21 protein-coding genes and 1 pseudogene are annotated in these 24,523 nt (G+C 70.9%); 12 read left to right on the forward strand and 10 right to left on the reverse strand.

Translation table 11 applies throughout. The features are described 5' to 3' along the window. Positions 1-7: 7 nt before the first annotated feature. The 8 genes and pseudogenes from IE325_RS28925 (at position 8) to IE325_RS28960 (ending at position 8,743) form a co-directional block, all read left to right on the forward strand. Positions 8-457 carry an SRPBCC family protein gene (locus IE325_RS28925; RefSeq protein ID WP_190073024.1) on the forward strand — a complete coding sequence of 150 codons (450 nt, stop codon included), beginning with the start codon at positions 8-10 and terminating at the stop codon, positions 455-457. A 137-nt stretch (positions 458-594) separates the two neighbouring features. Continuing rightward, on the forward strand, positions 595-1,701 hold the full coding sequence (rlmN, locus tag IE325_RS28930) for a dual-specificity RNA methyltransferase RlmN (protein WP_190073025.1): 1,107 nt from the start codon (positions 595-597) through the stop codon (positions 1,699-1,701). A 214-nt stretch (positions 1,702-1,915) separates the two neighbouring features. Beyond that, complete coding sequence (locus IE325_RS28935) at positions 1,916-2,995, forward strand: thiamine ABC transporter substrate-binding protein (protein ID WP_190073026.1); 1,080 nt, start codon at positions 1,916-1,918, stop codon at positions 2,993-2,995. Further along, positions 2,971-4,644 (forward strand): ABC transporter permease, encoded by a 1,674-nt coding sequence (locus IE325_RS28940; protein WP_190073027.1) that lies wholly within the window; start codon positions 2,971-2,973, stop codon positions 4,642-4,644. Before IE325_RS28935 ends, IE325_RS28940 begins: the two co-directional genes overlap by 25 nt. Further along, a complete protein-coding gene (locus IE325_RS28945) occupies positions 4,645-5,682 on the forward strand; it encodes an ABC transporter ATP-binding protein (protein ID WP_190073028.1) in 1,038 nt (345 codons plus the stop codon). 25 nt (positions 5,683-5,707) lie between these two features. Continuing rightward, a pseudogene (locus tag IE325_RS28950) lies at positions 5,708-6,538 on the forward strand (maleylpyruvate isomerase family mycothiol-dependent enzyme). 153 nt (positions 6,539-6,691) lie between these two features. After that, a complete protein-coding gene (locus tag IE325_RS28955) occupies positions 6,692-6,895 on the forward strand; it encodes a cold-shock protein (RefSeq protein WP_007502648.1) in 204 nt (67 codons plus the stop codon). 87 nt (positions 6,896-6,982) lie between these two features. Then, positions 6,983-8,743, forward strand: a complete 1,761-nt coding sequence (locus tag IE325_RS28960) for a DEAD/DEAH box helicase (protein ID WP_190073029.1) — start codon at positions 6,983-6,985, stop codon at positions 8,741-8,743. A gap of 139 nt (positions 8,744-8,882) precedes the next feature. Here the strand turns inward: IE325_RS28960 and IE325_RS28965 are convergent, their stop codons facing one another. From IE325_RS28965 to IE325_RS28995, 7 genes are all read right to left on the reverse strand, one after another. After that, complete coding sequence (locus IE325_RS28965) at positions 8,883-9,536, reverse strand: LAETG motif-containing sortase-dependent surface protein (protein ID WP_229912096.1); 654 nt, start codon at positions 9,534-9,536, stop codon at positions 8,883-8,885. Positions 9,537-9,724: 188 nt separating this feature from the next. After that, a complete protein-coding gene (locus tag IE325_RS28970; RefSeq protein ID WP_190073031.1) occupies positions 9,725-10,846 on the reverse strand; it encodes an LOG family protein in 1,122 nt (373 codons plus the stop codon). A gap of 37 nt (positions 10,847-10,883) precedes the next feature. Next, positions 10,884-11,303 (reverse strand): VOC family protein, encoded by a 420-nt coding sequence (locus IE325_RS28975; RefSeq protein WP_190073032.1) that lies wholly within the window; start codon positions 11,301-11,303, stop codon positions 10,884-10,886. A 126-nt stretch (positions 11,304-11,429) separates the two neighbouring features. Then, on the reverse strand, positions 11,430-12,767 hold the full coding sequence (locus tag IE325_RS28980) for a hypothetical protein (RefSeq protein ID WP_190073033.1): 1,338 nt from the start codon (positions 12,765-12,767) through the stop codon (positions 11,430-11,432). After that, positions 12,749-13,489: an ABC transporter ATP-binding protein gene (locus IE325_RS28985; protein WP_190073034.1), complete on the reverse strand. Its 741-nt coding sequence runs from the start codon at positions 13,487-13,489 to the stop codon at positions 12,749-12,751. Before IE325_RS28985 ends, IE325_RS28980 begins: the two co-directional genes overlap by 19 nt. Positions 13,490-13,678: 189 nt before the next feature. Continuing rightward, positions 13,679-15,052, reverse strand: coding sequence for an aspartate aminotransferase family protein (locus tag IE325_RS28990; protein WP_190073035.1), 1,374 nt, complete (start codon positions 15,050-15,052; stop codon positions 13,679-13,681). Positions 15,053-15,071: 19 nt separating this feature from the next. Next, on the reverse strand, positions 15,072-15,590 hold the full coding sequence (locus tag IE325_RS28995) for an Lrp/AsnC family transcriptional regulator (RefSeq protein ID WP_190073036.1): 519 nt from the start codon (positions 15,588-15,590) through the stop codon (positions 15,072-15,074). A gap of 180 nt (positions 15,591-15,770) precedes the next feature. Between IE325_RS28995 and IE325_RS29000 the strand changes: the two genes are divergently transcribed. Both IE325_RS29000 and IE325_RS29005 read left to right on the forward strand, forming a co-directional pair. Further along, entirely contained in the window at positions 15,771-17,210 is a 1,440-nt protein-coding gene (locus IE325_RS29000) for a gamma-aminobutyraldehyde dehydrogenase (RefSeq protein ID WP_190073037.1), read from the forward strand. 147 nt (positions 17,211-17,357) lie between these two features. Further along, a complete protein-coding gene (locus tag IE325_RS29005; protein ID WP_190073038.1) occupies positions 17,358-18,548 on the forward strand; it encodes a polyamine ABC transporter substrate-binding protein in 1,191 nt (396 codons plus the stop codon). A 179-nt stretch (positions 18,549-18,727) separates the two neighbouring features. On the opposite strand, the gene IE325_RS29010 is transcribed toward IE325_RS29005, so the two are convergent. Continuing rightward, positions 18,728-20,080, reverse strand: a complete 1,353-nt coding sequence (locus tag IE325_RS29010; protein WP_190073039.1) for a diacylglycerol/lipid kinase family protein — start codon at positions 20,078-20,080, stop codon at positions 18,728-18,730. Positions 20,081-20,184: 104 nt separating this feature from the next. Between IE325_RS29010 and IE325_RS29015 the strand changes: the two genes are divergently transcribed. Then, positions 20,185-20,712, forward strand: coding sequence for a hypothetical protein (locus tag IE325_RS29015; RefSeq protein ID WP_190073040.1), 528 nt, complete (start codon positions 20,185-20,187; stop codon positions 20,710-20,712). Here the strand turns inward: IE325_RS29015 and IE325_RS29020 are convergent. Beyond that, the gene (locus tag IE325_RS29020; protein WP_190073041.1) at positions 20,702-21,853 is read right to left on the reverse strand and encodes a serine hydrolase domain-containing protein; all 1,152 of its coding nucleotides are present in this window, start codon (positions 21,851-21,853) and stop codon (positions 20,702-20,704) included. The two genes, IE325_RS29015 and IE325_RS29020, sit on opposite strands and share 11 nt — an antisense overlap. 331 nt (positions 21,854-22,184) lie before the next feature. Here IE325_RS29020 and IE325_RS29025 point away from each other — a divergent pair, with 331 nt between their 5' ends. Beyond that, positions 22,185-23,855, forward strand: coding sequence for an RNA polymerase sigma factor (locus IE325_RS29025; protein WP_190073042.1), 1,671 nt, complete (start codon positions 22,185-22,187; stop codon positions 23,853-23,855). On the opposite strand, the gene IE325_RS29030 is transcribed toward IE325_RS29025, so the two are convergent. Beyond that, positions 23,800-24,522: a glycerophosphodiester phosphodiesterase gene (locus IE325_RS29030; RefSeq protein WP_190073043.1), complete on the reverse strand. Its 723-nt coding sequence runs from the start codon at positions 24,520-24,522 to the stop codon at positions 23,800-23,802. The two genes, IE325_RS29025 and IE325_RS29030, sit on opposite strands and share 56 nt — an antisense overlap. Position 24,523 lies beyond the last annotated feature (1 nt).

Consider the following 24,523-nt stretch of genomic DNA (forward strand, 5'->3'; position numbering starts at 1 on the left):
GGTCATCATGGCCATCATCCGAGAGAGCGTCGACGTCGATCGAACCCCGGCCGATGTCTACGCGTATCTGACGGACCCCGCTCACCTGCCGGAATGGCAGCTCAGCGCGGTCTCGGCCGAACCACTGGACGAGGGTCCGCTGCACCCCGGCTCCCGAGTCCGGGTCACCCGGCGGGTCGGGAACCGTGAGGTTCCGATGACCGTGCAGTTCGATGAACTCGACCCTCCGCACAACTGGGATCTGCACGGCATCGACGGCCCCGTCCGCCCCCGTACCCACGGTGAGATCGAGCCGCTGGACGACGGGCGGCGTTCCCGCGTGACGATCGACATCGACTTCGAGGGGCACGGCCTGGGCAAGCTCCTGGTGCCGCTCGTGGTCCGCCCCCAGGTCCGCAAGGAGCTCCCGCGCGACGGGCAACTCCTCAAGGACCGCCTGGAGCACAGGACCGACTAGCGGCCCTGGCTACGACGTACAGACGTCCTTTGTCTCGTCCGGGTCGCAGCCGGTGAGGAGCCCGGCGGTGAGGGCGAGAGCACCCTTGTCCACAGTGGAGCGGGCCACATCAGTGGATCTGCGACACTGGACGGGTTATGCCTGCACCCGGAGAACTCACTTTCGTCGCCCCGCGCGGAGCCAAGAAGCCGCCGCGGCACCTTGCCGATCTCACGCCCGCCGAGCGTAAGGACGTCGTCGCGGCTGTCGGGGAGAAGCCGTTTCGTGCCAAGCAGCTCTCGCAGCACTACTTCGCGCGGTACACGCACGACCCCGAGCAGTGGACCGACATCCCGGCCGGTTCGCGGGACAAGCTGCGCCAGGAGCTGTTTCCCGAGCTCATGACCGTCGTACGGCATCTGTCGACCGACCAGGGCGACACCCGTAAGACGTTGTGGCGGCTGTTCGACGGGACGCTGGTCGAGTCGGTGCTGATGCGGTATCCGGACCGGGTGACCATGTGCATCAGCTCGCAGGCCGGGTGCGGGATGAACTGTCCCTTCTGCGCCACCGGGCAGGCGGGTCTTGACCGGAATCTGTCCACTGCCGAGATCGTCCATCAGATCGTGGACGGGATGCGTGCGCTGCGGGACGGGGACGTGCCCGGTGGGCCCGCTCGGCTCTCCAACATCGTCTTCATGGGGATGGGCGAGCCGCTCGCCAACTACAACCGGGTCGTCGGTGCGATACGGCGGCTCACCGATCCCGAGCCGGACGGGCTGGGGCTGTCGCAGCGTGGGATCACCGTCTCGACCGTCGGGCTCGTGCCGGCCATCAACCGGTTCGCCGACGAGGGCTTCAAGTGCCGGCTCGCGATCTCGCTGCACGCCCCCGACGACGAGCTGCGCGACACCCTCGTGCCCGTGAACACACGGTGGAAGGTGCGCGAGGTGCTGGACGCCGGATTCGACTACGTCGAGAAGAGCGGCCGTCGGCTGTCCATCGAGTACGCCCTCATCCGCGACATCAACGACCAGGCCTGGCGTGGTGACCGGCTCGGGCGGCTGCTCAAGGGCAAGCCCGTGCATGTGAACCTGATTCCGCTGAACCCGACGCCCGGGTCGAAGTGGACGGCCTCCCGGCCCGAGGACGAGAAGGCGTTCGTCGAGGCCATCGCCGCGCACGGTGTGCCGGTGACCATCCGGGACACCCGTGGGCAGGAGATCGACGGGGCGTGTGGGCAGCTCGCGGCGACCGAGCGGTAGTCTGAGCGCCGTAGGTACATCTTCATATTCCGACAGGGGAGCGCCACAGCGCTGAGAGTGCGGCAATCGGGCCGCAGACCCTCTGAACCTCGCCCAGGTCATTCTGGGTAGGAAGTTCGGTCATCACTCAAGCTGTTGCGCCCTGCCCGGGAGCCGATGAGAGGGCTCCCGGGCAGGGCCGCGTCTCTTCCTGGTCAACCCCAGGAGGAATCAAGTGAGCATCACCAGGAAGGCCACGGTCTTCGTCGTCGGGCTCGGCCTCGTCACGCTGTCCGCGTGCGGGTCCGCCGACTCGGGCAGCGACAATGGCGGATCCAAGACCGTCACGCTCGTCAGCCACAACTCGTGGGCCGTCTCCAAGGGCGTCCTCGCCGCGTTCGAGAAGCAGTCCGGGTACAAGGTCAAGGTCCTGGAGGACGGCGATGCCGGGCAGGCCGTCAACAAGGCGATCCTGACCAAGGACAACCCGCAGGGCGACGTCTTCTTCGGCGTCGACAACACCCTGCTGTCCCGGGCGCTCGACAACGGGCTGTTCCAGTCGTACGACCCCAAGGGCTCCGACCTGATCCTGCCCGAGTACCGGGTCGACCAGGACAAGCACCGGGTCACTCCCATCGACACCGGCGACATCTGCGTCAACTACGACAAGGCCTACTTCAGCGAGCACAAGCTGACCCCGCCGGCGACGTACGACGACCTGATCAAGCCCGAGTACAAGAACCTCCTCGTCACCGAGAACGCCTCCACCTCCTCGCCCGGCCTCGGCTTCCTGCTCGGCACCGCCGCCAAGTACGGCGACGGGGGCTGGGAGGGCTACTGGAAGAAGCTGAAGGCCAACGGCGTCAAGGTCGTCGACGGCTGGGAGCAGGCCTACAACGAGGAGTTCTCCGGCTCGGCCGGCGGCAAGAAGGCCAAGGGCGACCGGCCGCTCGTCGTGTCGTACGCCTCCTCCCCGCCCGCCGAGGTGATCTACGCCGACCCGAAGCCGAAGACGGCGCCGACGGGTGTCGCGATGGGTACCTGCTTCCGGCAGTTCGAGTACGCGGGCCTGCTCAGCAACGCCAAGAACGCCGAGGGAGGCAAGGCGCTCCTCGACTTCCTGCTGACCAAGGAATTCCAGGACGACATGCCGCTGAACATGTTCGTCTACCCGGTGCGGGAGGCCGCCCAGGTGCCGCCGGAGTTCACGAAGTACGGCCCGCAGGCCAAGAACCCCGAGACCATGGACCCGGCGAAGATCGCCGACAACCGTGACGACTGGGTCAAGTCGTGGACCTCGCTCGTACTGAAGTAGCCCCCCGGAAGGCGGCCACGAAGCGCGCGGCGGTGCGGCTCGGCCTCATCGCCGTGCCCGTCGCGTTCTTCGCGGTCTTCTTCGCCTACCCCGTCGCCGCGATCGTCGCGCGCGGTCTGAAGGTCGACGGGGTGTGGCAGTTCGGGCGCCTCACGGATGTGCTCGGGGAGTCCGACATCCGGCACGTCCTGTGGTTCACCACCTGGCAGGCGCTCGCCTCCACCGCGCTCACCCTGCTGATCGCGCTGCCGGGCGCCTATGTCTTCGCCCGCTTCGACTTCCCCGGCAAGAACGTCCTGCGGGCCGTGGTGACCGTCCCCTTCGTGCTGCCGACGGTCGTCGTCGGTACGGCGTTCCTCGCGCTCGTCGGCCGGGGCGGGCTGCTCGACGAGCTGTGGGGCGTACGGCTCGACACCACCGTGTGGGCCATCCTGCTGGCGCATGTCTTCTTCAACTACGCCGTCGTCGTACGGACGGTGGGCGGGCTGTGGTCCCAGCTCGACCCGCGGCAGGAGGAGGCCGCGCGGATGCTGGGAGCGTCCCGCTTCAGGGCCTGGCGAACCGTCACCCTCCCGGCGCTCGGGCCCGCCGTGGCCGCCGCCGCGCTCATGGTCTTCCTGTTCACCTTCACCTCCTTCGGTGTGGTGCAGATCCTCGGCGGACCGACCTTCTCCACCCTCGAAGTGGAGATCTACCGCCAGACCTCCGAGATCTTCGACCTGTCCACCGCCGCCGTCCTCACGATCATCCAGTTCCTCGCGGTGGCCGCGATCCTCGCCGTGCACGCCTGGACGGTACGGCGGCGGGAGAGCGCCCTGCAGCTGGTCGACGCGGCGGTAACGGCTCGGCGGCCGCGCGGGGCCGGTCAGTGGGCGCTGCTGGCCGGTGTCCTTGCCGTCATCGCCGTACTCCTGCTGCTGCCGCTCGCCGTGCTGGTGCAGCGGTCGCTCGATGCCCCCGACTTCGGCTACTACCGGGCGCTGACCAGCGCCGACGGCGGGGTCTTCCTGGTCGCGCCGATCGAGGCGATCGGCAATTCGCTCCAGTACGCCGTCGTCGCCACCCTGATCGCCGTGGTGATCGGCGGTCTGGCTGCCGCCGCGCTGACGCGGCGGGACGCGGGGCGGTTCGTGCGGGGTTTCGACGCGCTGCTGATGCTGCCGCTCGGGGTGTCGGCGGTGACGGTCGGGTTCGGGTTCCTGATCGCGCTGGACGAGCCGCCGCTGGACCTCAGAAGTACGTGGATCCTCGTGCCGCTGGCCCAGGCGCTGGTCGGGGTGCCCTTCGTCGTACGGACCATGCTGCCCGTGCTGCGGGCCGTGGACCAGCGGCTGCGCGAGGCGGCGTCGGTGCTGGGCGCCTCGCCCTGGCGGGTCTGGCGCGAGGTCGATCTGCCGATGGTGCGGCGGGCGCTGCTGATCGCGGCAGGGTTCGCCTTCGCCGTGTCGCTGGGCGAGTTCGGGGCGACCGTGTTCATCGCGCGGCCCGACAACCCGACGCTGCCCGTCGCCGTGGCGCGCCTGCTGGGGCGGGCCGGCGAGCTCAACTACGGCCAGGCGATGGCCCTTTCGACGGTGTTGATGGTGGTGTGCGCGGTGGCGCTGCTGGTCCTGGAGCGGCTCCGCACGGATCGGACGGGGGAGTTCTAGATGCCCAAGACTCCGCAGAGTCTTTTGAGCCTGGCGGGTGCGACCGTACGTTTCGGCGGGCGGCCCGTGCTCGACGCCGTCGACCTCGATGTCGCCGAGCACGAGATCGTGTGCGTGCTCGGGCCGAGCGGCAGCGGCAAGTCGACGCTGCTGCGGGCCGTGGCGGGGTTGCAGCCCCTCGATGCCGGGCGGGTGTCACTCGACGGGCATGACCAGGCCGGGGTGCCCGCGCACAAGCGGGGTGTCGGGCTGATGTTCCAGGACCATCAGCTGTTCCCGCAGCGGGACGTCGGCGGCAATGTGGCCTTCGGTGCCCGGATGCATGGCGCGTCGAGGGCCGAACAGGGCGAGCGGGTACGGGAGTTGCTCGACCTGGTCGGACTGCCGGGGGCGGCCGGGCGTGCCGTGGCCTCGCTGTCCGGGGGTGAGCAGCAGCGGGTCGCGCTGGCCCGTGCCCTCGCGCCCCGGCCGCGGCTGCTGATGCTGGACGAGCCGCTCGGGCAGCTCGACCGCTCGCTGCGGGAGCGGCTCGTCGTCGAACTCCGGGAGCTGTTCGGGCGGTTGGGCACCACCGTGCTGGCCGTGACGCACGACCAGGGCGAGGCCTTCGCGCTCGCCGATCGGGTCGTGGTGATGCGGGACGGGCGGATCGCCCAGAGCGGGACGCCGCTGGAGGTGTGGCAGCGGCCGGTGGACGAGTTCGTGGCCCGCTTCCTCGGCTTCGACAACGTGGTCGAGGGCACCGTCGCCGGGGAGGCCGCGGACACGCCCTGGGGCAAGCTGCCGGTCGGCGAGGGCGCCGCGCAGGGCACGCGGCCGCTGCTGGTCCGGCCGGCCGGGGTGCGGCTCGTGGCCCCCGACGCGGGCCTGCGCTGCACGGTCGCCGCGCGGACGTTCAAGGGGACCCATGTCGCCGTGCACCTTCAGCCGGAGGGCGCCCCGCGCCTGGAGGCGGCGTGTGCGCTGCGGGACGCGCCCGAGGTCGGGGACGTGGTCGGGGTCGAGTTCGACGCGGCCGAAATTGTCGTGATGGGCTGATCACCCCGCGCATAGGGTGCCGGGCATGACGCTGCTCGCACATGAACGCTACTGCGACGAGATCGTCCACCAGGTCGGCCTGCTGAGGTCCCTGGTGACCTCCGGCGCCGATCTGTCGGCCACCGTGCCGACCTGCCCGGACTGGTCGCTGGAGCAGCTCGTCCGGCACATGGGCGGGGCCCTGCGCTGGGTGGAGCTGATGGTGCGGACCCGGTCCCAGGAGGAGATCCCGGAGAAGACGGTCCCGCTGCACGGCGGCCCGGACGAGCAGGGTGACCCGGCCGCCCTGGACGCCTGGCTCGCGGAGACCGGTGAGCTGGTCGTGGCCGCACTGCGCGAGGCCGGGCCCGATGCCAAGGTGTGGGGCTGGGCGGGGGGCCACACCGCCGGGTTCTGGGCCCGCCGTATGACGCACGAGATCACCATCCACCGAGCGGACGCCGCCCTCACGGCCGGGCAGCCGTACGAGGTCGCGCCCGACATCGCCGCCGACGCGATCGACGAGTGGCTCCAGATCATCGAATGGGCCCAGCGGACGCTGCCGTACGATCCGGCGAGGGATCTGCGCAGGCCGGGGAGCATTCACCTGCACGCCACGGACGGCAGCGCCGTGCTCGACGCCGAGTGAAGCGAGATGGGGGCACCCCCGCCCGAAGGGTGGGGGAGGCTGATCGATGTCTCCGGAGACGTCATCGTCTGGCGGCGCGGGCACGAGAAGGCGACCGTCGCGCTGAGGGGGCCGCTCACCGCCGTACTGCTCGCCTTCTACCGCCGGCTGCCGCTGGACAGCCCGGACGTGGAGGTGCTCGGCGAGCGGGAGCTGCTGGAGTTCTGGCTGGCGCGGGCCAGTTTCTAGCGCGGCGGGCGGCGGCGCTATGCTAAGGTTTCGGCGTTGCAGTTGTGGTACCCATGAACCTATGTGCGCCTGACGGGAATGCTTTCCATCGGGCGCATTATTAGTTTTCCGGCATCTCCGGATGGGGCCTCTGCCTACACCAAGGAGAATGTCATGGCACAGGGAACCGTGAAGTGGTTCAACTCTGAAAAGGGCTTCGGCTTCATCGAGCAGGACGGCGGCGGCCCCGACGTCTTCGCCCACTACTCGAACATCGCGACCCAGGGCTTCCGTGAGCTCCAGGAAGGCCAGCGGGTCTCCTTCGACGTCACGCAGGGCCAGAAGGGCCCGCAGGCGGAGAACATCGTCCCCGCCTGATAGCCGGACGCGTATCCGCTCACCGGGGTCCGCACCGCCATGGTGCGGACCCCGGTTTGTGCTGTTTCAGGAAGGCAGAAAAGCCGCATGCCCCGCAGGCCCCAGAAGTCGAACCGGCGCGCCTCGTCGCCCGCACCGTCCGTGTCGCCGCCGAGGGAATTCCGGCTGCCGGAAAGCACGACACCCGCACTTCCCGCCGTCGATGACTTCGCCGCTCTGGACATGCCGGCGGGGCTGCTGAAGACGCTCGCCGCGCAGGGCGTGACGACCCCCTTCCCCATCCAGGGCGCCACCCTGCCCAACTCGATCGCGGGCCGTGACCTGCTCGGGCGTGGGCGTACCGGCTCCGGCAAGACGCTCGCCTTCGGTCTGGCGCTGCTGGCGCGCACCGCCGGACTGCGGGCGCAGCCCAAGGCGCCCCTCGCTCTGGTGCTGGTGCCCACCCGTGAGCTCGCCCAGCAGGTGACGGACGCGCTGACCCCGTACGCGACGGCCGTGAACCTCCGGCTGGCCACCGTGGTCGGCGGGCTGTCGATCACCAAGCAGGCGGCGACGCTGCGGCGCGGCGCCGAGGTGCTCGTGGCGACACCCGGCCGGCTCAACGATCTCCTGGAGCGCGGCGACTGCGTGCTCGGTGATGTGCGCATCACGGTGCTGGACGAAGCCGACCAGATGACCGACATGGGCTTCCTGCCGCAGATCACCAAGCTGATCCAGCAGGTACGGCCCGATGGGCAGCGCATGCTGTTCTCGGCCACGCTGGACCGCAATATCGACCGGCTCGTGCAGCGGTTCCTGACCGACCCCGTGGTGCACTCCGTGGACCCGTCGGCGGGAGCGGTGACGACCATGGAGCACTACGTCCTCCATGTCCAGGACGAGACCGACAAGAAGGCCGTCACCACGCGCATCGCGGCCCGTGACGGGCGGGTCATCCTCTTCATCGACACCAAGCGTGCCGCCGACCGGCTGACCAAGCGGCTGCTGGCCGTCGGCGTCCGCGCGGCGGCGCTGCACGGAGGCCGCTCGCAGCCGCAGCGCAATCGCACCCTGGAACAGTTCAAGAGCGGTCATGTCACCGCCCTGGTGGCGACGAACGTCGCGGCCCGGGGCATACACATCGACGACCTCGACCTCGTCGTGAACGTCGATCCCCCCACGGACCACAAGGACTACGTCCACCGCGGCGGCCGCACGGCCCGCGCCGGCGGCACCGGCAGCGTGGCCACCCTGGTCCTGCCCGACCAGAAGCGGGACGTCACCCGGCTCATGTCGGACGCGGGCATCCGCCCCCGGACCTCCCGCATCACCTCCAGCGACCCGGAACTCGCCGCCATCACCGGCGCGCGCGAGCCTTCCGGCGTGGCCGTCACGATCGAGGTCCCACAGCCGGTGACTTCGGCGGCGTCCGGCGCGGAGGGGAAGACCGCCTCCAGGTCCGGCCGACGGTCCGGCGGCCGACGCCGGAACGGGGGCGGGGGCGAGGCTGCCGCCGCGGTTGGTTCTTCCAGCAGGGCGGGAGGCCGCGGCTCGGGACGGCGGGCCGCGGGTGGGGCGGCCGGGTCGGGTGGATCCTCTGCGGACGGTGTGCGTGGGGCTGCTCGGCGGCCGGTTTCCGGCGGATCGGCGGGCGGTGCGACGACCGGTTCCGGCGTCGGCTCCGGCTCACGTTCGGGCGTCGCTTCCGGCTCCGGCTCCGGCAAGACCGTCCGTGGCGGCTCCGGTCGACGGGCGAAGAGCGGGGGAGGCACGGGCGACGCCGGTGGGGCGGGTGGCCGTAACTCCGAGCGTCGGGGCGGCGGTCGGGGCTCCGAGCGTCGGGGTGGCCGTCGTACTTCTGCCACCTAGGGCGTACGTCCGCGGTTCGGGCCGGGCGCCTGCCATGTGGTGCCGCTGATACCGGGGGCGTGACCGGCCAGGTGTGGACGACGCAGGCCCGCCCCCGGAGACGGGGACGGGCCGTGTCGGTGTCGCTGGGTGGGGTTGGTCAGCGGTCGCTGCTCGCCCCGCGTCGGCGCAGGCCGAAGAAGACCGCGCCGCCGCCGAGGGCGACCAGGCCGACGGCGATGCCGGCGATGAGGCCGGTGTTGGAGTTCGCACCGGTCTCGGCGAGGTTGGAGTCACCGGCCGCCGGGGACGGGACGCTGCTCACGGGGGGAGTGCTGTCGCTCTCCGACGGGGTCGGGGTCGGCGAGTCGGTCTCCTCGGCCGGGGTCGAGGCGGGGGCCGACGGGGTCGGGGTGTCGGAGGCCGGAGGCGGCGTCTCCTCCTCCTTCTTGCAGGCCGTGGACGACGTCGTCAGGTTCGGCTTGATGTCCGCGTCGACATAGCCGGCGGCCTTGACGTGGATCCGGTACTCGGCGTTCGGCTTCCAGTTCTCGGCGAAGGTGATGGTGACACCCTCGCGCGAGCCCTTGACCTCCTGCTCGCCGACCTTCTTGAGGTCGGCGCCGTTGTTCTGCAGGAAGACGCTCACGGTCGCCGGGACACCGCTGGGGTCCACGTCGGTGACGGTGATGATGCCCTTGTCGCCGTCGCACTTGGCTTCGGCGGAGAATTCACTGATGTCGCACGCGAGCGCGGTGCCCGAGACGGAGAGCGCGAGCGCGACGGACGCGGAGGCGACACCCAGAGCGCGCACGGAACGCGCGATGGTACGGCGGCGGTTTATGGACACGTTTGTCCTTACGGGAGTTGCACCACTGAGGGGGGTTCGGAGGAGCCGGTGACATGTCGCATCACCGCCCCCAGGAGACTCACAGGTTTATAAGCGTGGCATAAGCACTGTCAACGCGTATGCAGCACCCCCGCGTTGGCTTTGCCGTCTTATTAACCGCCCAGACGTTTCAGCGCCTCCGGGGCCTCCTCGATCCGGTCGACCAAGGCGATCCGCGCCTCCATCGACCGCTCCCGTGCGAGGGACTTGAGCAGCGGCCAGGCCGGCAGCCGCTCCGTCCAGTGCGTGCGGTCGACCAGGACCATGGGGGTGGGCTCACCGCGCGACTCGTAGTAGTTCGGCGTCGCGTTGTCGAAGATCTCCTGTACGGTCCCGGCGGCGCCCGGCAGGAAGACGACACCCGCGTTGGAGCGGGCCAGCAGGCCGTCCTCGCGGGTGGCGTTGGCGAAGTACTTGGCGATGTGCGAGGCGAAGGGGTTCGGCGGCTCATGGCCGTAGAACCAGGTGGGGATGCCGACGGAGCTGCCGCCCTTGGGCCAGCGGGCGCGCACCTCGAAGGCGGCCGAGGCCCAGTCGGTGATCGAGGGCGTGAACCCCGGTGCCTTGGCGAGGAGTCGGAGGGCGTCGGTGAGCATGTCGTCGTCGAGCGGGGCGGCGTACGCGCCGAGGTTGGCCGCCTCCATCGCGCCGGGGCCGCCGCCGGTGGCGACCGTGAGTCCGGCGCGGGCCAGCTCCCGGCCGAGCCGCGCGGCACCCTCGTACGCCTGCGTGCCGCGCCGCATCGCGTGGCCGCCCATGACGCCCACCACCCGGGCGCCGGAGAGGAGTTCGTCGAGGGCGTCCGAGATGGAGTCGTCGTGGATCGCACGGAGCATGGAGGCGTAGACGTCGCGGTCGGCCTTGGTCCGCTGGAACCAGGCGTAGGCGTGGGCGTCGGGGGTGTTCTCGTAGCCGTCCGCGAGGGAGGCGAAGAGTTCGTCGGGGGAGTAGACCAGGCCGCGGTACGGCTCGAAGGGGAGGTCGGGGACCGGTGGGAAGACCAGGGCGCCGCCGGTGCGTATCTTGGCGGCCGCCTCCTCGCGCATCGGACAGCCGAGGAAGACGGCGCCGGCCGTGTCCGCGGTGAGCAGTTCGCGCGTACGGTCCGTCAGGTCGACTGCCTGGATACGGAATCCGGCGAGGGAGCCGCGCGCCGAGACGGTCGCGTCGAACTCCTCCAGGGTCTCTATCTCACGGTCGTCGTGGTGGGCCGCATGGGCGGGCATCGTCTGCACCCGCCCATGCTAGGCACCGTGTCCCGCGCGGCGGTTGTCAGCCCTCGATGGCCGACGGGTCCATCCACACGACCTCCCAGGTGTGGCCGTCGAGGTCGTCGAAGGCGCGGCCGTACATGAACCCCATGTCCTGGGTCTTGGGCGAGGCGGTGCCGCCGGCGGCGACGGCCTTCTCGACCAGCTCGTCCACCTTCGCGCGGCTCTCGGCACTCAGACAGATCAGCACCTCGCTGGTCTTCGTGGCGTCCGCGATCTCCTTGTCGGTGAAGGTCGCGTAGAACGGGTGCTTGAGCAGCATCGCGACGATGGTGTCGCTGATGACGACGGACGCCGCGTTCTCGTCGCTGAACTGGGCGTTGATCGAGTAGCCCAGCTCCGTGAAGAACTTCTTCGAGGCGTCGAGGTCGTTCACGGGCAGGTTGACGAAGATCATCTGCTGGTAGGCGGGGGCGCTCATCGTGGTCTCTCCCATCGGGGTGGTTGCTGTTCGGTGGGGTAGACCGGGGGGTCGGGCGGAACTCATCGCCGGGACCGAGATTTTTTTTCGTACGGGTCTTCAGCGCTCGGGGCTCGGGCTCGATGCTCAGTTCGCCAGGGGCAGCGCGGCCAGTTCGGCCACGATCAGGGTCAGCGGGCCGAAGACGGCCAGCAGGGCGCCGACGCGCAGGGCCGCCGCCCGGCGCAGCATCGAGGTGGGGGCGCCCAGGCGGAGCAGCGCGGCCGTGGTGTCGGCGCGGGCCTGTCTGGCCTCCACCGCGGAGATGACCAGGGTGGCCACGGTGCAGCCGGTGATCACGATGGCGGCGAGGGTGGAGAGGGGGCCCACGGTCGCCGAGGCCCGGTCGGCGGAGAGCGGGGCCATGGCGTACGCGGCGGAGGCCACGGCGCAGACGACGCCGAGCGGGCGGCCGATGCGGGTGGCTTCCGCCATGAGGCCGCGGCCGGCGAGCAGGCGGAGCGGGCCGGGGCGTACGGACTGGAGGAGGCGGCCGCAGAGGTGGACCAGGCCGGGGGCGGCCAGGGCCAGGCCGAGGGCGGTGAGGATCCAGCCGAGGAGGACTCCGGCGGGACCGGTGGGGAGGGCGGAGGGGAGGGTGAGGGTGGTGTGGGCGGCGCCTGCGCGGCTGGCGTAGGTCTCCACGGCCAGGCCCGCCGTGAGGAGGGTGATGCCCCAGGGGAGGGCTCTGGGGGCGGGGCGGGGGGTGAGGGGGTCGGGCATGCCGTCCGTTGTGTGGCCCGGCGTGGACGGGGTGCCGTCGGTTTCGGCTGGAGCGGGGATTGGTTCGGCCGCCCGCGCTTGCGGGGTGCCGCCTCTCTGCGGGACGGGCGCCGCCACAGCGGCACGACCGCCCGCGGGCCGCGCCTGACTCGACCGGACCCCGAAGCGGCCGTACGGTCCGGACGTCCCGATCCCCTTCGGGCGCAGCGTCACCGCCACCACCCCTGATGCCACCCCCGGCGTCAGCGCCAGCAGGGTCAGGGCGGCCGGCAGGGGCAGGGGGCTGTCCGCTGCCAGGAACTGGGCGGCCGCGCCGTCGAAGGGCATGCCGGTGAGGTCGCCCCGGAGGTGGAGGAAGACGAGCAGGGCCAGCATCGAGCCGAGGGTGCACGACAGGGCCGTGGTGGTGGCCGAGACCAGCATCAGGCGGGCCGGGCCGAGGCCGATCGCCGCCAGTCCGGGGCGGGGCTTGGTGCCGGGGTCCGTGCGGGCCACCGCCACCGCGAGGTGGATCGTCGCGGCCAGCGGCGGCACGCACCAGGCCAGGCGGAGCGAGGACGCGGCGGGGGAGTCCGGGTGGGACATGGCGTAGCCCAGGGCGGACAGCAGCAGGAAACCCGTGCCGGCCGACCCCGCGGCCACGAGCAGGCGGCGCAGCTGTACGGCGGGCCGGCCGCCGCGGGTCAGGCGGAGAGCGAGCACGCGGCCCGGCCTTCCGCCTCGGGGACGGGGGGCAGGTGCACCGTGTTCACTCGGCGTCCGTCGAGGAGCGCGACGGTGCGGTCGGCCAGGACTGCCGTGTCCGCGTCATGGCTGGCCAGGACGACGGTGACGCCGTGCGAACGCGCCGCCGTCGTCAGGGTGCGCAGCACCTGGGTGCGGTCGGAGCGGTGCAGGGGAGCCGTCGGCTCGTCGGCGAACAGGACCATCGGCGAGGGGGCCAGAGCACGGGCGATGCAGACGCGCTGACGTTCGGCCTGGACGAGCTGGTGCGGGCGCTTGCGGGCCGCCTCGCCGACGTCGAGGCGCTCCAGCCACTCCAGGGCGGCCGTCCTGGCCCGGCGGCGGCTGGTGCCGCGCAGCATCAGGGGGAGGGCGGTGTTCTCCCAGACGTTCAGCTCCGGGACGAGCGCCGGGGTGGGGTCGACCCAGGCGAAGCGGTCGCGGCGGAGCCGTTCGCGGGCCACCGGACCCATCGTGTGCACCGGCACGCTGTTGAACCAGACCTCACCCCGCCGCGCCTTCGACAGGCCGGACAGACAGCGCAGCAGGGCGGTCTTGCCGCTGCCGCGCGGACCGATGACGGCGAGGACCTCGCCCTCCTGGACACCGAGCGAGACCCCGCTGAGCGCGGGCGAACCGTCGTCGTACGAGAAGTGCAGGGCGCGTGCCCAGAGCACGTCGTTGTCCGGCGGGGCCACCATGGGCGTACACCTCGGTTCTGATCGTCATTTCTTCTTGCCAATCCCCCTTGCGGGGGAACGAAGGCAGGACCGATCGGTTACAGGGGCACGCTAAGGAGCCGGGGGCGGATCGCCGGACAGCACGCGGCCCGGGTGCACCGTTCTCACTCGTACGGGTGCACCCGGGCCGGGGACATTCGGGGCCGTGGGCTACAGCTTGGTCCACGCCTCCGCGAGCGTTCCGCGCAGGATCTGCTCGATCTCGTCGAAGGTCTCCTGGTTGGAGATCAGCGGCGGTGCGAGCTGGACGACCGGGTCTCCACGGTCATCGGCACGGCAGTACAGGCCGTTCTCGTACAGCTTCTTGGAGAGGAAGCCGTACAGAACGCGCTCGGTCTCCTCGTCGTTGAAGGACTCCTTCGTGTGCTTGTCCTTCACCAGCTCGATGCCGTAGAAGAAGCCGTTGCCGCGGACGTCGCCGACGATCGGAAGGTCGTACAGCTTCTCCAGGGTCCCGCGGAACGCGGCCTCGTTGTCGAGGACGTGCTGGTTGAGGCCCTCGCGCTCGAACAGGTCGAGGTTGGCGATGCCGACGGCCGCGGAGACCGGGTGGCCGCCGAAGGTGTAGCCGTGCAGGAAGGTGTTGTCGCCCTTGTAGAACGGCTCGGCCAGACGGTCGGAGATGATGCAGGCGCCGATCGGGGAGTAGCCCGAGGTCATGCCCTTGGCGCAGGTGATCATGTCCGGGACGTAGCCGAACTTGTCGCAGGCGAAGGTGGTGCCCAGGCGGCCGAAGGCGCAGATGACCTCGTCCGACACCAGCAGCACGTCGTACTGGTCGCAGATCTCGCGGACCCGCTGGAAGTAGCCGGGCGGGGGCGGGAAGCAGCCGCCCGCGTTCTGCACCGGCTCCAGGAAGACCGCGGCGACGGTGTCCGGGCCCTCGAAGAGGATCTGCTGCTCGATCTGGTCGGCGGCCCAGCGGCCGAAGGCCTCCGGGTCGTCGCCGAAGAGCGGGGCGCGGTAGATGTTGGTGTTCGGGACCTTGTGCGCGCCCGGGACCAGCGGCTCGAAGGGGGCCTTCAGGCCCGGCAGGCCGGTGATGGACAGGGCGCCCTGCGGGGTGCCGTGGTAGGCCACCGCACGCGAGATCACCTTGTGCTTGGTGGGCTTGCCGACCAGCTTGAAGTACTGCTTGGCGAGCTTCCAGGCGGTCTCCACCGCCTCACCGCCGCCGGTGGTGAAGAAGACCTTGTTGAGGTCGCCCGGCGCCTCGTCGGCCAGCCGCTCCGCCAGCTCGACCGCCTTCGGGTGGGCGTAGGACCACACCGGGAAGAACGCCAGCTCCTGGGCCTGCTTGAAGGCGGTCTCGGCCAGCTCGACACGGCCGTGGCCGGCCTGCACCACGAACAGGCCGGCGAGTCCGTCGAGGTAACGCTTGCCCTTGTCGTCGTAGATGTAGGTGCCCTCGCCCCGGACGATGGTCGGGACGGGCGCCTTCTCGTACGAGGACATGCGCGTGAAGTGCATCCACAGGTGGTCGTACGCGGTCCTGCTGAGGTCCTGAGGGGTGTTGGTGCTCACGGTTATCGGGTCCTCACGGTTATCGGGTTCCCCACATGTAGGTCTGCTTCTTGAGCTTGAGGTAGACGAAACTCTCGGTCGAGCGCACTCCCGGGACGGCCCGGATGCGTTTGTTGATGACGTCCAGGAGGTGGTCGTCGTCCTCGCAGACGATCTCCACCATCAGGTCGAAGGACCCGGCGGTCATCACCACGTACTCGCATTCGGACATGGCGGCCAGCGCGTCCGCCACGGACTCCACGTCGCCCTCCACGTTCACGCCGACCATCGCCTGCCGGCGGAAGCCCACGGTGAGCGGGTCCGTGACGGCGACGATCTGCATGACGCCCTGGTCGAGCAGCTTCTGGACGCGCTGGCGCACGGCCGCCTCGGACAGGCCGACGGCCTTGCCGATGGCGGCGTACGGCCGGCGGCCGTCCTCCTGAAGTTGTTCGATGATGGCGAGGGAGACGGCGTCCAGCGTGGGGCCGCCGCCGTTCCTGGACTCGCGGGAGTCCCTGTGCTCTGCGCTTCGACTGGCCACGACGTCACTGTGCACGACGTCTCGACAGTTCCGCAAGGCCGGGGCGATGAAATTCGTTGTTTACGTGACTGAGGGCTGCGGATTTCGCAGAAGTGGGGGGAGTGGGGGTGTTGAAAACGTGGGCCTGCCGATTAGGGTGGGTGTCTCAGAGAGTGGACAGCCAGAACCCTCAGAACACCTGACAGGAGGCCGGCAGTGAGCACCGAGCTGCGTCGTCTGCGCAACTACATCGACGGTGAGTTCCGGGACGCCGCCGACGGACGGACCACCGAGGTGGTCAACCCCGCGACGGGCGAGGCGTACGCGACCGCGCCGCTGTCCGGGCAGGCGGACATCGACGCCGCGATGGAGGCCGCCGCACGCGCCTTCCCCGCCTGGCGTGACACGACCCCCGCCGAGCGCCAGAAGGCCCTGCTGAAGATCGCGGACGCGTTCGAGGAGCGGGCCGAGGAGCTCATCGCGGCCGAGGTGGAGAACACGGGCAAGCCGATCGGGCTGACCCGCTCCGAGGAGATCCCGCCGATGGTCGACCAGATCCGCTTCTTCGCGGGCGCCGCGCGGATGCTGGAGGGCCGCTCGGCCGGTGAGTACATGGAGGGCCTGACCTCCATCGTGCGCCGTGAGCCGGTCGGCGTCTGCGCGCAGGTCGCGCCGTGGAACTACCCGATGATGATGGCCGTATGGAAGTTCGCCCCGGCGCTCGCTGCGGGCAACACGGTCGTCCTGAAGCCGTCGGACACCACCCCGGCCTCCACCGTCCTGATGGCCGAGATCATCGGCTCGATCGTGCCCAAGGGCGTCTTCAACGTCGTCACCGGCGACCGTGACACCGGCCGGCTGATGGTCGAGCACCCGACTCCGGCGATGGCCTCCATCACCGGCTCCGTGCGGGCCGGCATGTCGGTCGCCGAGTCGGCGTCCAAGGATCTCAAGCGGGTCCACCTGGAGCTGGGCGGCAAGGCGCCGGTCGTCGTCTTCGAGGACACCGACATCGCCAAGGCCGTCGAGGACATCTCCGTCGCGGGCTTCTTCAACGCCGGTCAGGACTGTACGGCCGCCTGCCGCGTCCTCGTCCACGAGGCGATCCACGACGAGTTCGTCGCCGCGCTCGCCAAGGCCGCCGCCGACACCAAGACCGGGCAGCCGGACGACGAGGACGTGCTCTTCGGCCCGCTGAACAACCCCAACCAGCTCAAGCAGGTCGAGGGCTTCATCGAGCGGCTGCCGGCGCACGCGCGCGTGGAGGCCGGTGGCAAGCGGGTCGGTGAGAAGGGGTACTTCTTCGCGCCGACCGTCGTGTCCGGGCTGAAGCAGGACGACGAGATCATCCAGAAGGAGGTCTTCGGGCCGGTCATCACCGTGCAGTCCTTCTCGGACGAGTCCCAGGCCGTCGCGTGGGCGAACGGCGTGGAGTACGCGCTGGCGTCGTCCGTGTGGACCAAGGACCACGGGCGGGCGATGCGGATGTCGAAGGCGCTGGACTTCGGGTGCGTGTGGATCAACACGCACATTCCGTTGGTGGCTGAGATGCCGCACGGCGGGTTCAAGAAGTCCGGGTACGGCAAGGATCTGTCGGCGTACGGGTTCGATGACTACACGCGGATCAAGCATGTGATGACTTCGCTGGACGCGTAGTTCTTTTGCCCGCGGGTGCGTGGGGGCTGGTCGCGCAGTGCCCCGCGCACCTGTACCCGGCGTGATCGACAGGGTGTCCGGTCGGGGCCCTTCTGCTCGACGGGGCGTCCATTGCCCGGCTGTTGGTCGCGACGGCATGCTGCGGCAATGGCCCTCCCCGCGATGAACTCCCCGCTCACCCGCCGGAATCTGCTGCGCGCCCTCGGTGGGGGCGCGTTGGCCGGCGGGGTCGCCGGATGCGGTGTGCGGCCCGCGTACGTGTCGCCCGCCGACCGGGCCGCCACCGATGTCTCCAGCACCGACAAACGGCTGACCTGGGCCAACTGGCCGCTGTATATCGACACGGACGACGAGGACGAGAGCCGGCGGCCGACGCTGGAGGGGTTCGAGGAGCGTACGGGGATCTCCGTCGACTATGTCGAGGAGATCAACGACAACGACGAGTTCTTCGGCAAGATCAGCCCCTCCCTGATGAACCATCAGCGCACCGGGCGCGATCTCATCGTCATCAGCGACTGGATGTGCGCCCGGTTCGTACGGCTGGGCTGGGTGCAGGAACTCAACCGCTCGCGCCAGCCGAACGTGACGAAGTACCTGGACCCGCTGCTGCGTTCACCGGCTTTCGACCCCGGCCGGAAGTTCACCGTGCCGTGGCAGTCCGGCATCACCGGCATCGCCTACAACCGCCGTCGGCTGGGCCGGGAGATCCGCCGTGTCTCCGACCTGTGGGCGAGCGACCTGAAGGGCCGGGTGACCCTGCTCTCCGGTCTCGACGAGGCCTTCGCCCTCCTCATGCAGGGCAACGGCGTCGACATCACCCGCTGGACGGCGGACGACTTCCACACCGTCTGCGACCAGGTGGAGAAACAGGTCGGCCGGGGCCAGATCCGTCGCTTCACCGGCAACGACTACATCAAGGACCTCTCCAGCGGCGACGTCCTGGCCTGCCAGGCGTACTCCGGCGATGTCATCCAGCTCCAGGCGGACGACCCCGACATCCGCTTCGTCGTCCCCGAGGAGGGCGCCGAGCTCTGGTCGGAGTCCCTGATGGTCCCCAACCTCGCCCGCCACAAGACCAACGCCGAGCGGCTGATCGACTACTACTACGAGCCCGAGGTCGCCGCGGAGCTGGCGGCCTGGGTCAACTACGTCTGCCCCGTCCCCGCCGCCCGCGACGTCCTGGCCGCCGCCAAGGACAAGGAGACGGCCGCCCTCGCCGAGGACCCCCTGATCTTCCCGGACACGGCGATGCGCGAACGGCTCGTCATCGCGCGGGACATCACGTCGGAGGAGCGGGTGGGGTTCGCGAAGCGGTGGAACGCGATCGCGGGGTTGTAAGGGCGTCGGCGGCGGGCCGCGGTCGGATGGCGGAGGTGTGGCTGCGGTGGGTGTCGTCGGCGGGTTCGGTACCGACCGCCCGGGCGACGTCGTCCCCCGCCCCGAGCGCCGGATCATCGGCCGGTCGTAGCGCCGTCAGAGCCCAGCCCTCGCTGAGCCCGCCCCCCACCACCGCTCCCTCACGCCCCAACCCCCCGACGATGCACAGCCGTCCGCCCCACCATCGCCGCCAGTTTCCGCAGTCGCCGCCAGTCCAGTCGGGGTCCGCGCTGCGGGACGCCGGGGCGTTTGCGGGGGACTCGGACGCGTAGGGCGCCGGGGAGGATGCGGCAGTGGACCGGGGCCGGTAGGACGTGGGCCTCGCCGTCGATGCCGGCCTCGATCTCCGGGCGGTCGGCGTCGATGACGACGTCGGGTGCGGTGAGGATGGTGAGGCCGCTCGGCGCCGGATCGAGGAGCAGGGCCGCGGCCTCCGCCGCGCTGTCGACCCTGATGGCGAGGACCCCGAGCACGGCCGCGTCGAGGCGGTCGCGGCGGCCCATCCCGAAGGGGTCGCCCGTGCGATAGGGGTTGTTGCTGACCAGCACGGCGTGTGGGGCGTCCAGCGTCCGCCCCGCCGCCCGCGCCGTCAGTCGCGCGCCCTGCTGGCGGGTGAGCAGGTCGGGCAGCAGTTCCAGGCTGGTGCCGATCTTGTCGTCGCGGTAGGAGGGGCTCTGCACGATGGCCGCGTACGCCCCGAAGGACGCGTTGTTGACGAAGGGCCGGTCGCCCGCGTAGCCGAGGTCGACGCGCAGCTCGACGCCGTCGGTCAGTGCGTCGAGGCAGGTGGACGGGTCGTCGCGGTCGAGGCCGAGGTCCATGGCGAAGTGGTTGCGGGTGCCCGCGCTGATCACCAGGAACGGGATGTCGTACGCCACCGCGATGGCCGCGACCAGCGCCTGCGTACCGTCACCGCCCGCGACGCCCAGCAGGTCGGCGCCGTCGGCCACGGCCTTGCGGGCCAGGGCGGTGACGTCCTCGTGCTGCTCGGGGTCGAGGAGGATGACCTGGGCGCCGAGCCGCTCGGCCTTCTCCTTGAGGGTGAAGCGGCCCACCTTCCCGCCGCCCGAGCGGGGATTCATGATCAGGTACGGCCGCCGGGGCGGCGCCGCCTTCCGGCCCCGCATCACCCGCACCCGCGGATGGCCCGTGCCCCGCAGCGCGTACCGGCCGCTCCACACGGCCACCGTCCACAGCGCCACGGACGCGAGCAGCGCCCAGAACAGGGTGGCCGCGAACAGCGCCAGGACGGCGGCCGGTACGGCCACGGCCACGACGCCCGCCGCCCAGCGCAGCGGTCCGCGCAAAGTCAGCGTCCACCACACGGCGACCGCGCTGAGTCCCAGGCCCGCCACGCCGGCCACCAGCAGCAGCACGCCGTAGACCCCGCCGTAGGCGAGCGGCGCGAGCACCGCGAGCCCCGCCGCCACCAGCGCCGTACGCGCCGCCCACCGCTGCCCCCGGTAGGCCCGCTCGCTCAGGTCCAGGCCCATGTGTCCTCCCTCGTCGGCGACATCGTAGGCCCACGTCGGCCATGAGGGCTCCTTCGAGGGCACCCACTTTTGAACGCGTTCAACTCGCGGCGTACGCTGCCCCCATGAGCGACCCAACGAGTGACAGAGCCGCCCTGCTCAAGGGCATCCGCACATGGCTGGCCCTCTTCGTCGTCTGCCTGGTGCTCAGCGGCGCCACGGCCTTCCCCCTCGTCCATGAACTGCGCTGGACCGAGGACCTGTTGCGCGCCCTGTCCGTGCCGGACCACCTCCCCGCCCTGATGGAGTGGATCGCGCGCGTCCGGCACGGACTCGACACCGCCGACGCCGACCACCCCTTCCTCCTCTACGGCACCGACTGGCTGGCCTTCGCCCACCTCGTCATCGCGGTCGCCTTCTACGGCCCGTACCGCGACCCCGTCCGCAACATCTGGGTCGTCGAGTTCGGGATGATCGCCTGCGTCGGCATCATCCCGCTCGCCCTGATCTGCGGGCCGATCCGTGGCATCCCCTTCTGGTGGACGGTGATCGACATGTCGTTCGGCGTCTTCGGGGTGATCCCGCTGTATGTCGTGCGGAAGAAGATCAAGCGGCTGGAGGGGCTCGCGGCTCCCGCTCCCGTCAGCGGTTGAAGGCGGGGAAGGCGAAGCGTCGGGCGATGGCCTCGCCGTCGCCGCGGGCGTCGGTCGAGTTGACCGAGTAGACCACGGTGCGCGACAGATCGCGGGTGGCCGCGAGGACGGTGTGGTAGCCGGGCCGGGAACCCGTCTTGGCCCAGACCGTCCGGCCGTTCAGCTTGAACGGCGAGAAGGGTGCGCCCATCGTGGCACCGGGCACGTCCGGCACCGCGAACATCTCCGTCAGCTGCGGCTCGGGCACGACACGCCCCCGGAACACGCCGGTCAGCAGCCGTTCGAGGTCCGCGGTCGTCGAGATCATGTCTCCCGCCGCCCACCGGTCGGACATGTTCCAGTCGGTCACGTCGACCAGCTTGCCGTCGAGCCACTCGTAACCGCGGTTGTGCGGACCGTGGACCCGGGGGTCGGGGCCGTCGGGGAACGACGTGTGCCGCATGCCGAGCGGCCGGAAGATCCGTACGGCCGCCTGGTGGGCGTAGGAGTCGCCGGTGACCTTCTCGATCAGCATGGCCAGCACCGTGTAGTGGATGTTGCCGTAGTCCTGCCGCTCGCCGGGCCGGGACGCGGGGCCCTTGGCGACCGACGCGGCGACGACCTCCTCCGGCGTCAGGGTCTCGAAGCGGTGCGGGTACATCTCCGCGGTGGTGTCGCCGAGGGACGCCCCCGGCTGAAGCCCGCTGGTGAAGTTCAGCAACTGCTGTACGGTGATGGGCTCGAAGGCGTCGGTCAGCAGGCCGGGCAGGTACCGCTGCACGGTCCCGTCGAGCGATATCCGCCCCTCGGCGGCCAGTTGCAGCGCGATCGCCGCCGTCACGACCTTCGTGGTCGAACCGGCCCGGAAGCGGGCGTCCTCCAGCGCCCGAGCCCCCGTTCTCATGTCCCGCACCCCGGCCGCCCCGTGCCAGCTCCCCTTGCCGCCCACGCGGATCAGCGCGGCCGTGGCGTCATGGTCCGGCAGGCCCGCGAGCGCGGCGCACAGGGCCTCGACGTCGGGGCCGTCGGGCGAGGCGGCCTCGATCGCCTCGGCGGAACAGGAGGAGGCGGGCCGCGCGGAGGCCGTTCCGGCCAGCGGCAGTGCGGTGAGGGCCAGGGCGAGGGCGGAAGTGAGGAGGGCGGGCAGGGGGCGTACGGGCATCAGCTGCTCCGGAGATGTGGGTGGAAGGTTCGTCCGTGATCAGCCTCGGGGTGGGACGGGTCCGACCGGATCGTCAGTGAGGAGGGCCCCCGACCCTGGAGAAGCCCGGAGCAAATGGCATACGGAACAAGGGAGTTGTGAGGGATCGCCCCTACGGGAGCCGCGGTCGAAAAAAGTGTTATCGCCGCCCCCTTCACCGCGTCTCCACTCGTATCCCCCCATCCCCCACACCCGGAGCCGCGCCCATGTCCCGCCCGTACCGGAAGCGGAATGTGACCTCCGACATAGCCAACTGTGCAGGTCGGGCCGAGAGTGTGCGTGCGGGCAGCGCATGAGCCGGGAGAGGACGTACGTGGACGAGCGAGCCGGCCGGCAGTGGCGTTCCACCATCGCGGCGGCCCAGGCCGGTGACCGGCAGGCGCTGGACGAATTGGTCGAGGGCTGGCTGCCGCTGGTCTACAACGTGGTCGGGCGGGCCCTGAACGGCCACGCCGATGTCGACGACGTCGTCCAGGAGACGATGCTGCGCGCCGTCGACAACCTCGGCTCGCTGCGGGATCCGGACAGCTTCCGCTCCTGGCTCGTCGCCATCGCCATGCGGCAGATACGGGACCGGGCGCGGCGCCGGCAGCCCGCGCGCCTGGATGAGTCGGCCGCGCACGAGGCCGCCGACTTCGCCGAACTCACCGTGCTCCGGCTCCAGTTGGAGGGGCAGCGGCGCGAGGTCGCGGAGGCGGTGCGCTGGCTGGACGACGAGGACCGGCAGTTGCTGTCGCTGTGGTGGCTGGAGGTCGCCGGTGAGCTGAGCCGGCGCGAGCTGGCCGCCGCGGCCGGGATCAGCCGGCAGCACGCCGCGGTGCGCGTCCAGCGGGTGAAGGAGCGGCTGGAGACCGCGCGCGGCATCGTGCGTGCCCTCGACGGCGCCTGTCCCGATCTGCGCGAGCTGACCGCCCGCTTCGACGGCCGCCCCGACTCGGTCTGGCGCAAGCGGCTGGCCCGGCACATCAGGGGCTGCGGCTACTGCGGCGACACCCGCGAGGCCGTCGTACCGGCGGAGCGTCTCCTGGTCGGCCTCGCGCTGGTGCCGATCCCGGTCGGCTTCACCCTCTCCCTGGCCCTCGGCGGCAAGACGGCGGTCGCGGCGACTTCTGTCGGCTGGTCCGCCAAGATGCTCGCGGCCCTCACCCAGCCCGCCGTGGCGGTCACGGCCGGCGCGACCCTCGTCGCGGGCGGCGCCTATGTCGTCACCGACACCCCGGACGCCCCGCCCCCGCGCGCGGCCACCACTCCCACGGCGGCGAGCACCGCCCGGCCGCCCTCGCCCACGGTCTCTCCGTCGGCGACACCGTCACCCTCGCCGACCCGGAAGGTCGAGCTGTACGGCACCGTCGTCGACGCCGTCGACCGGGCCCCCGACCCGAACGCCGAGCCCGCCGCCCTGCCGCACCGCCCCGAGTCCGGCATCACCAGCACCGGCGGCCACCACGCCGTGATGAACCACCGCGGTGACAGCGTGACCCTCACCGGCCAGGGCTATGTCCTCGTCCGCTGGCAGATCTCGCCGCAGTACCGGGCGGGCAGCCTGGTCATGCCGGCCTGGACCGGTCTGAAGGGCGAGCTGTTCCACGTCGCCTCCGGCGGCGGCCGCCGTATGGACGACCGGACCAGCGACACCGACGCCTCCGCCACCGGCATGGGCAACTCGACCACCGGCTACGCCGTCCCGCCGCCCGGCACCCAGCAGATGTGGCAGAACGAGTACTTCTACCTCGACGGCAGCGTCACCCTCGTCCAGAACGAACGCGGCGCCGACTACGGCCTCAGCGTCTTCCCCTCGGACTGGGACGAGGCGGACAAGGACATCAACCAGGGCCCGCCCGACGGCGCGGTCCGCTACGGCCTCGTGCGCGACACCGGCAAGGACGACACACCGGTACCGCAGTACGTCACGCGCGAGACCCCCGCGGACGCGGCGACCGTGGCTCAGCGGTCCCGCGTGTAGCGAGCAGGACTTCGAGGCGGTTGGTGGTGATCGAGTCGACGCCGAGGTCCAGCAGGCGGCGCATCGAGCGCCGGGTGTCCGGGGTCCAGACGGACAGCAGATGGCCGCCCCGGTGGACGCGCTCGGCGAGGGCGTGGTCGACCAGGCCGAAGCGGTAGTTGAGCCAGCGCGGGCGCACCACGTCGAGCAGCGCGGGGCGCGGCGGCGCCAGCGTCGTCCAGGTCAGGGCGATCTCCGCGGCCGGGTCGGCGGCGCGCACCGCGAGCATGGCGGAGGCGTCCGCGCAGTAGTACACGCCGTCCTCGGCCCCGCACGCCCGCACCACGTCCACGATCCGACGCGCCGCGCGCACCTCCGACGTGCCCGGCAGATCGAGCATCACCCGGGTCCCGTCGCACACCGCCAGGGCCTCCTCCAGCGTCGGCACCCCGCCGCCCGTCAGCCCCCGCACCTCGGCCGCCGACAGCGCGGCCAGCGGCCGTTCCTGCTCCCATAGCCGTTTCAGCGTCTCGTCGTGCAACAGCACCGGCACACCGTCCTTGGTGAGCCGTACGTCGATCTCCACGGCGTCCGCGCCCAGGGCGAGCGCGGAGCGCAGGGAGTCGAGCGTGTTCTCGCGGACACGGTAGGGGTCGCCGCGGTGGGCCACGGCGGTCACGTTCAGCATG

This window comes from Streptomyces lanatus (assembly GCF_014655715.1).
Taxonomy (GTDB): Bacteria; Actinomycetota; Actinomycetes; order Streptomycetales; family Streptomycetaceae; genus Streptomyces; species Streptomyces lanatus.

Bases quoted from the DNA above. Each gene is read 5' to 3' on its own strand.
- IE325_RS28925 (WP_190073024.1), top strand. From the start codon at position 8: ATGGCCATCATCCGAGAGAGCGTCGACGTCGATCGAACCCCGGCCGAT.
- rlmN (WP_190073025.1), top strand. From the start codon at position 595: ATGCCTGCACCCGGAGAACTCACTTTCGTCGCCCCGCGCGGAGCCAAG.
- IE325_RS28945 (WP_190073028.1), top strand. From the start codon at position 4,645: ATGCCCAAGACTCCGCAGAGTCTTTTGAGCCTGGCGGGTGCGACCGTA.
- IE325_RS28955 (WP_007502648.1), top strand. From the start codon at position 6,692: ATGGCACAGGGAACCGTGAAGTGGTTCAACTCTGAAAAGGGCTTCGGC.
- IE325_RS28960 (WP_190073029.1), top strand. From the start codon at position 6,983: ATGCCCCGCAGGCCCCAGAAGTCGAACCGGCGCGCCTCGTCGCCCGCA.
- IE325_RS28975 (WP_190073032.1), bottom strand. From the start codon at position 11,303: ATGAGCGCCCCCGCCTACCAGCAGATGATCTTCGTCAACCTGCCCGTG.
- IE325_RS28985 (WP_190073034.1), bottom strand. From the start codon at position 13,489: ATGGTGGCCCCGCCGGACAACGACGTGCTCTGGGCACGCGCCCTGCAC.
- IE325_RS29005 (WP_190073038.1), top strand. From the start codon at position 17,358: ATGGCCCTCCCCGCGATGAACTCCCCGCTCACCCGCCGGAATCTGCTG.
- IE325_RS29010 (WP_190073039.1), bottom strand. From the start codon at position 20,080: ATGGGCCTGGACCTGAGCGAGCGGGCCTACCGGGGGCAGCGGTGGGCG.
- IE325_RS29015 (WP_190073040.1), top strand. From the start codon at position 20,185: ATGAGCGACCCAACGAGTGACAGAGCCGCCCTGCTCAAGGGCATCCGC.
- IE325_RS29020 (WP_190073041.1), bottom strand. From the start codon at position 21,853: ATGCCCGTACGCCCCCTGCCCGCCCTCCTCACTTCCGCCCTCGCCCTG.
- IE325_RS29025 (WP_190073042.1), top strand. From the start codon at position 22,185: ATGAGCCGGGAGAGGACGTACGTGGACGAGCGAGCCGGCCGGCAGTGG.
- IE325_RS29030 (WP_190073043.1), bottom strand. From the start codon at position 24,522: ATGCTGAACGTGACCGCCGTGGCCCACCGCGGCGACCCCTACCGTGTC.